Source organism: Nitriliruptor sp. (assembly GCF_040882075.1).
Classification (GTDB): Bacteria; Actinomycetota; Nitriliruptoria; order Nitriliruptorales; family Nitriliruptoraceae; genus Nitriliruptor.
Window position 1 is genome coordinate 1 of record NZ_JBBEBZ010000067.1, and the last position, 5,313, is coordinate 5,313.

General features: G+C 72.7%; 4 protein-coding genes and 1 pseudogene. 2 read left to right on the plus strand and 3 right to left on the minus strand.

The features are described 5' to 3' along the window. Positions 1 to 266 (minus strand): hypothetical protein (locus WEB03_RS03275; RefSeq protein ID WP_368069541.1); only part of this gene is annotated, 266 nt, incomplete at its 3' end. A 118-nt stretch (positions 267 to 384) separates the two neighbouring features. Further along, positions 385 to 2,082, minus strand: coding sequence for a glycerol-3-phosphate dehydrogenase/oxidase (locus tag WEB03_RS03280; RefSeq protein ID WP_368069542.1), 1,698 nt, complete (start codon positions 2,080 to 2,082; stop codon positions 385 to 387). A gap of 86 nt (positions 2,083 to 2,168) precedes the next feature. On the opposite strand from WEB03_RS03280, the gene WEB03_RS03285 reads away from it, so the two are divergent. After that, positions 2,169 to 3,074 (plus strand): alpha/beta hydrolase family protein, encoded by a 906-nt coding sequence (locus tag WEB03_RS03285; RefSeq protein WP_368069543.1) that lies wholly within the window; start codon positions 2,169 to 2,171, stop codon positions 3,072 to 3,074. Between the two features lie 32 nt (positions 3,075 to 3,106). Here WEB03_RS03285 and WEB03_RS03290 read toward each other — a convergent pair. Beyond that, positions 3,107 to 3,707: pseudogene (locus tag WEB03_RS03290) on the minus strand (PhzF family phenazine biosynthesis protein). A gap of 162 nt (positions 3,708 to 3,869) precedes the next feature. Here WEB03_RS03290 and WEB03_RS03295 point away from each other — a divergent pair. Continuing rightward, the coding region (locus tag WEB03_RS03295; RefSeq protein ID WP_368069544.1) for an N-acetylglutaminylglutamine amidotransferase at positions 3,870 to 5,313 on the plus strand (1,444 nt) is incomplete at its 3' end.

The window sequence follows — 5,313 nt, forward strand, 5'->3', positions numbered from 1 at the left end:
AGCCGGTCCGCGGCCCGCAGCGTTGCCACCAGCTCGGCCAGCGCCCCGTCAGGCAACGACGCGCGGTCGTCGCCGGCCAGGATCGCCGCGACCGCCCCTGACAGATCGGCAGGGGCCGAGCCACCGCTGGTCCCGCCCCGGCCTGTCGGTGTCGGGGCACCCGCCGGGTCGGCGCCGTGCCGGGGGTTGTAGCCCGTGTGGTGCTCACGTGCGAGCGCAGTCAGAACCCGACGGCTGGTGTGCTGGTAGCCCTGGCTGCTGCGCATGCGGTCCCTATCAGGTGCGGCGGATGAGTCCAGTCTACTCGTACATATGTTCGATGCAACCATCTGGTGCACCCGGCTGTGGACGAGAACGCCTGGCGAGGTGGCGCTAGCTAGCTGGCTAGCGGACGCTGACCCGCACGTCCTGCGCGCCCATCCGTGCCGCGTCCGCGGTCCGGTCGTCGGGCATGCGCTGCGATTCGAGTTCGGCGGCGACGCGCGCCTCGTAGTGGGCGAGCTCGGCCGCGATGTCGTCCTCGTCCCAGCCGAGCACCTCGCCCATCAGCGGCGCGACGCTGCGGGCCGCGGTCAGCCCCCGATCGAAGGTCTCGATCGAGGTCCGGGTCCGGCGGGTCAGCAGGTCGTCGAGGTGCAGCGCCCCCTCGTGGGAGGCGGCGTAGAGCGCCTCGACCTTGAGGTAGGTGTCCGAGCCCTCGATGCGCTGGCCGAGCTCCGGTCGGTCCGCGAGCAGGTCGAGGACCTCGCCGACCATCGCCCCGTAGCGGTGGAGCAGGTGCTCGATCCGGCTGAGGTGCAGACCGGTCTCCTCGGCGAGCTTGCGGCGGCGGTTCCAGAGCGCGTGGTAGCCCTCCGCGCCGAGCAGCGGCGTGCGGCTGGTCACCGACGCGGGGACCCGTTGCGGCAGGTTGTGGGCCGCCGCATCGACTACGTCCTGTGCCATGAGGCGGTAGGTCGTGTACTTGCCGCCGGCGATCGTGATCAGCCCTGCAGCCGTGGTGGCGACGGCGTGCTCGCGCGACAGCTTGCTCGTCGCCTCGGATTCGCCCGAGAGCAGCGGTCGCAGCCCCGCGTACACGCCCTCGACGTCCTCGTGGGTGAGCGGGGTCCGCAGCACCCGGTTGACCTGGTCGAGCAGGTACTGGATGTCACGCGCCGAGGCAGCGGGGTGGGCGAGGTCGAGGTCCCAGTCGGTATCGGTGGTGCCGATGATCCAGTGACGACCCCAGGGGATGACGAACAGCACGCTCGATGCGGTCCGCAGGATCAGCCCGCTGTCGCTGTGGATGCGGTCCTTCGGCACCAGCAGGTGGATCCCCTTCGACGCCCGGACGCGGATGCGTCCCCGGCCGGCCATCGCCTGGATGTCGTCGGCCCACACGCCGGTCGCGTTGATGATCTGCCGGGCGCGCAGCTCCAGTTCGCGGCCGTCCTCCTGGTCGACGACGCGGACCCCGACGACGCGTTCGCCCTCACGGAGCAACCCGGTCACTCGGGTCGAGTTGGCGACCTCCGCGCCGTAGGCGGCGGCGGTCCGCACCACCTCCATGGTGTGCCGGGCGTCGTCGACCTGGGCGTCCCAGTACCGGATGGCGCCGACCATCGAGTCGCGCCGGAGCGAGGGAGCGAGGGCCAGCGCACCCTTGCGGCTGAGGTGACGGTGGCCCGGGAGCTGCTCGGCGCCACCCAGGCGGTCGTAGAGGGCGACGCCTGCCCCGACGTAGGCTCGCTCCCACCCGTGGTGGGTCAGGGGGTAGAGGAACGACACCGGTCGGACCAGGTGCGGGGCCAGGTGCTGCAGGATCAGGCCGCGCTCCTCGAGCGCCTCGCGGACCAGCCCGATGTTCAACTGCTCGAGGTAGCGCAGGCCACCGTGGATCAGCTTGGAGGAGCGGGAGCTGGTGCCGGCGGCGTAGTCGCGCTGCTCGACGAGCCCGACCGCGAGCCCACGCGTCGCCGCGTCGAGCGCCGTGCCAGCACCGGTGACGCCACCGCCGATGACCAGGACGTCGGACACCTGCGCAGCGAGCCGGTCGAGGCTCGCGCGGCGACGGGCTGGCGACAGCGGGACGGGTTCCACGGCGGGGCTCCGGGAGGCGGGGGAGCGGGATGCGGGGGCAGGGGCGAGGCCGGACGGCGGTCCGCGGTCGGCGGGAGGGTGGTGGGATGAGGTCCGATGCTAACCGTGGCCGGCTGGACGCCCGGCCGACCGCCCTGCTCGTGATCGCGGTGGTTCTGGCAGCCTGCACCCTGCCCGGTGGCGCGCCCGACGCCCCGGCGGACGAGGCCGCGGTGGGTGCAGAGGGTCAGGGACGGACCATCGCGTACGGCGACGGTCCCGAGCAGGTCGCCGACCTCGCGCTGCCCGCCGGGTCCGCGCCGGATGCCGGCTGGCCGACGGTCGTGCTCGTCCACGGGGGGTTCTGGCGTGATCAGTACCGGCGGGATCTGATGGCCGACCTCGCCCGGGACCTCGCGAACCGCGGGTTCGCGAGCTGGAACCTCGAGTACCGCCGCGTCGGTCCGACCGGGGGTGGCTTCCCCGGGACGTTGCTCGACGTCGCGGCTGGCACCGACCACCTCGCCGCCGTCGCCGAGGAGGCGCCCATCGACCTCGACCGGGTCGCGGTGGTGGGGCACTCGGCCGGCGGTCACCTCGCCCTCTGGTTCGGTTCCCGCGGACGTCTCCCGGCGGGTGCGCCCGGCGCCTCCGACCCCCTCCGACCGTGCGCCGTCGTGGCCCAGGCGCCCGTCGCGAGCCTGGTCGACGCGGTCCCCCTCGGTGACGGCGCCGTGACCGACTTCCTCGGCGGTGAGCCGGACGAGGTCGCGGACCGGTACGCCATCGCCGACCCGATGGCGCTCGTCGGTCACGGTGTGCCCGTGCTGCTCGTGCACGGCCGGTCGGACGAGACCGTCCCCGTCGACCAGTCGGAGCGCTACGAGGCGGCCGCGAGCGCGGCGGGTGACCCGGTCGAGCTCGTCACCGGCGCCGGTGATCACTTCGCGGTCATCGACCCCGGCGATCCGCTCTGGGACGCCCAGGTCGGCTTCCTCGAGCGGCACTGCTGACGACCCTCGGTGGGTCGGGTCGCTGCCGCGGCTCAGCGGTCCGGTGCGGCGACCGTCCCTTCGATCACCGTGACGGCGCGCCCACCGACGTGGACGCGGTCGCCATCCACGCGCAGACGGAGGGCCCCGCCCCGCGGTGAGACCTGGCGAGCCGTCAGCTCGTCGCGCCCGAGCCGCTCCGCCCACAGCGGGCCGAGGGTGCAGTGGGCCGATCCGGTCACCGGATCCTCGTCGATACCGACCGCGGGGGCGAAGTACCGGGACACCAGGTCGGTGTCCCCATCGCCGGGCGCGGTGACGATCAGCCCGGTGCTGCCGAGCGCGGTGACGGCGCTCAGATCGGGGCGGATCAGCAGCAACGTCGCCTCGTCGGGTACCTCGGCCCCACAGGACGTGGGCCGCGGCCAGCGTCGCGTGCCCGCACAGGTCGACCTCGACGGCGGGGGTGAACCAGCGCAGGTTCCACCCGCCGTCACCGGGGGACAGGAACGCGGTCTCCGACGCGCCGACCTCGGCGGCGAGGTCGGCCATCCACCGTTCGTCGGCGGGCTCCTCGAGGACCACCACGCCCGCGGGGTTGCCGGTGAAGGGCCGGTCGGCGAACGCATCGACGAGTGCGAAGGGGGGCACGATGGTGTCCTGGCCGGAGCGGAGCGGGGAACGTAGGCGGTTGCACGGTCCGAGCGGCCCGGGAGCGCACGCGACGTGGCCGGTCGACCGGGGTGGACGCTGGCTCGGCCTTGGCCGGTCGACCAGGCTCGTAGCTCCCACCGAGGTACGAGGAGATGAGACGACGTGTGCGGCTTCAGCGGGGAGCTCCGGCTCGACGGCTCGACCCCTGACGTGGCGGCGGTCGCCCGCATGGCCGGCACCATGGAGGACCGCGGGCCGGACGCCGGCGGCGTCTGGAGCGCGGGTCCCGTCGCGTTCGGCCACCGACGGCTGTCGATCATCGACCTGACGTCCCACGGCAACCAGCCGATGCACGACCCCGAGCTCGGTCTCACGATCATCTTCAACGGCTGCATCTACAACTACCAGCAGCTGCGTGAGGAGCTCCGCGCCGAACGGGGCTACCGGTTCTTCTCCACCTCCGACACCGAGGTGGTGCTGAAGGCCTACCACGCGTGGGGCGACCGGTTCGTCGATCGGTTGCAGGGCATGTTCGCCTTCGCGATCCACGAGCGGGACTCGGGACGGACCTTCCTCGGTCGCGACCGCTTCGGGATCAAGCCGCTCTACCTCGCCGAGGACGGCGCGCGGCTGCGCTTCGCGTCCTCGCTGCCGGCCCTGGTCGCCGGCGGCGGGATCGATACCTCGATCGACCCGGTGGCGCTGCACCACTACCTCAGCTTCCACGCCGTGGTCCCCGCCCCGCACACCATCATCAACGGGGTGCGCAAGCTCCCGCCGGCGACGACCTTGGCCATCGCGGCCGACGGATCCCGCGAGCAGGTCGAGTACTGGCGGCCCGACTTCACCCGCGACTCCAACCGCGCCGACTGGACCGAGCGCGACTGGGAGGACGCCGTTCTCGCCTCCATGCGCCAGGCGGTCGAGTGGCGGCTCGTCGCCGACGTACCGGTCGGCGTCCTGCTGTCGGGCGGCCTCGATTCCTCGCTCGCCGTGGGCCTGCTCGCCGAGGCCGGCCAGCAGCACCTCGCCACCTTCTCGATCGGGTTCGAGTCGTTCGGGGGCGAGGAGGGCGACGAGTTCAAGTACTCGGACGTGATCGCCCGCGAGTTCGGGACCGACCACCACCAGCTGCGCATCGACACCGCCCGCATGCTGCCCGCCCTCGGCGACGCGGTCGCGGCGATGTCCGAACCGATGGTCTCCCACGACGCCGTCGCGTTCTTCCTGCTGTCCCAGGAGGTCGCCAAGCACGTCAAGGTCGTGCAGTCCGGGCAGGGCGCCGACGAGGTCTTCGCGGGCTACCACTGGTACCCGCCGATGCAGGCGCTGACCGATGAACTCGGACCGGGAGCGGACCGCGAGACGCTCGTCCAGCGGGCGGTCGACAGCTACCACGCCGCCTTCTTCGACCGTCCCCACGACGAGATGGCCGAGCTCCTGCGGCCCGAGCACCGGGTCGAGGAGGACGTCTCGCGGGCCTTCGTCGAGCAGCACTTCCGGCAGCCCGGCGCCGCGACCGCGACCGACATGGCGCTGCGGCTCGACTCACAGATCATGCTCGTCGACGACCCGGTCAAGCGCGTCGACAACATGACGATGGCGT

Bases quoted from the DNA above. Each gene is read 5' to 3' on its own strand.
- WEB03_RS03285 (WP_368069543.1), top strand. From the start codon at position 2,169: ATGAGGTCCGATGCTAACCGTGGCCGGCTGGACGCCCGGCCGACCGCC.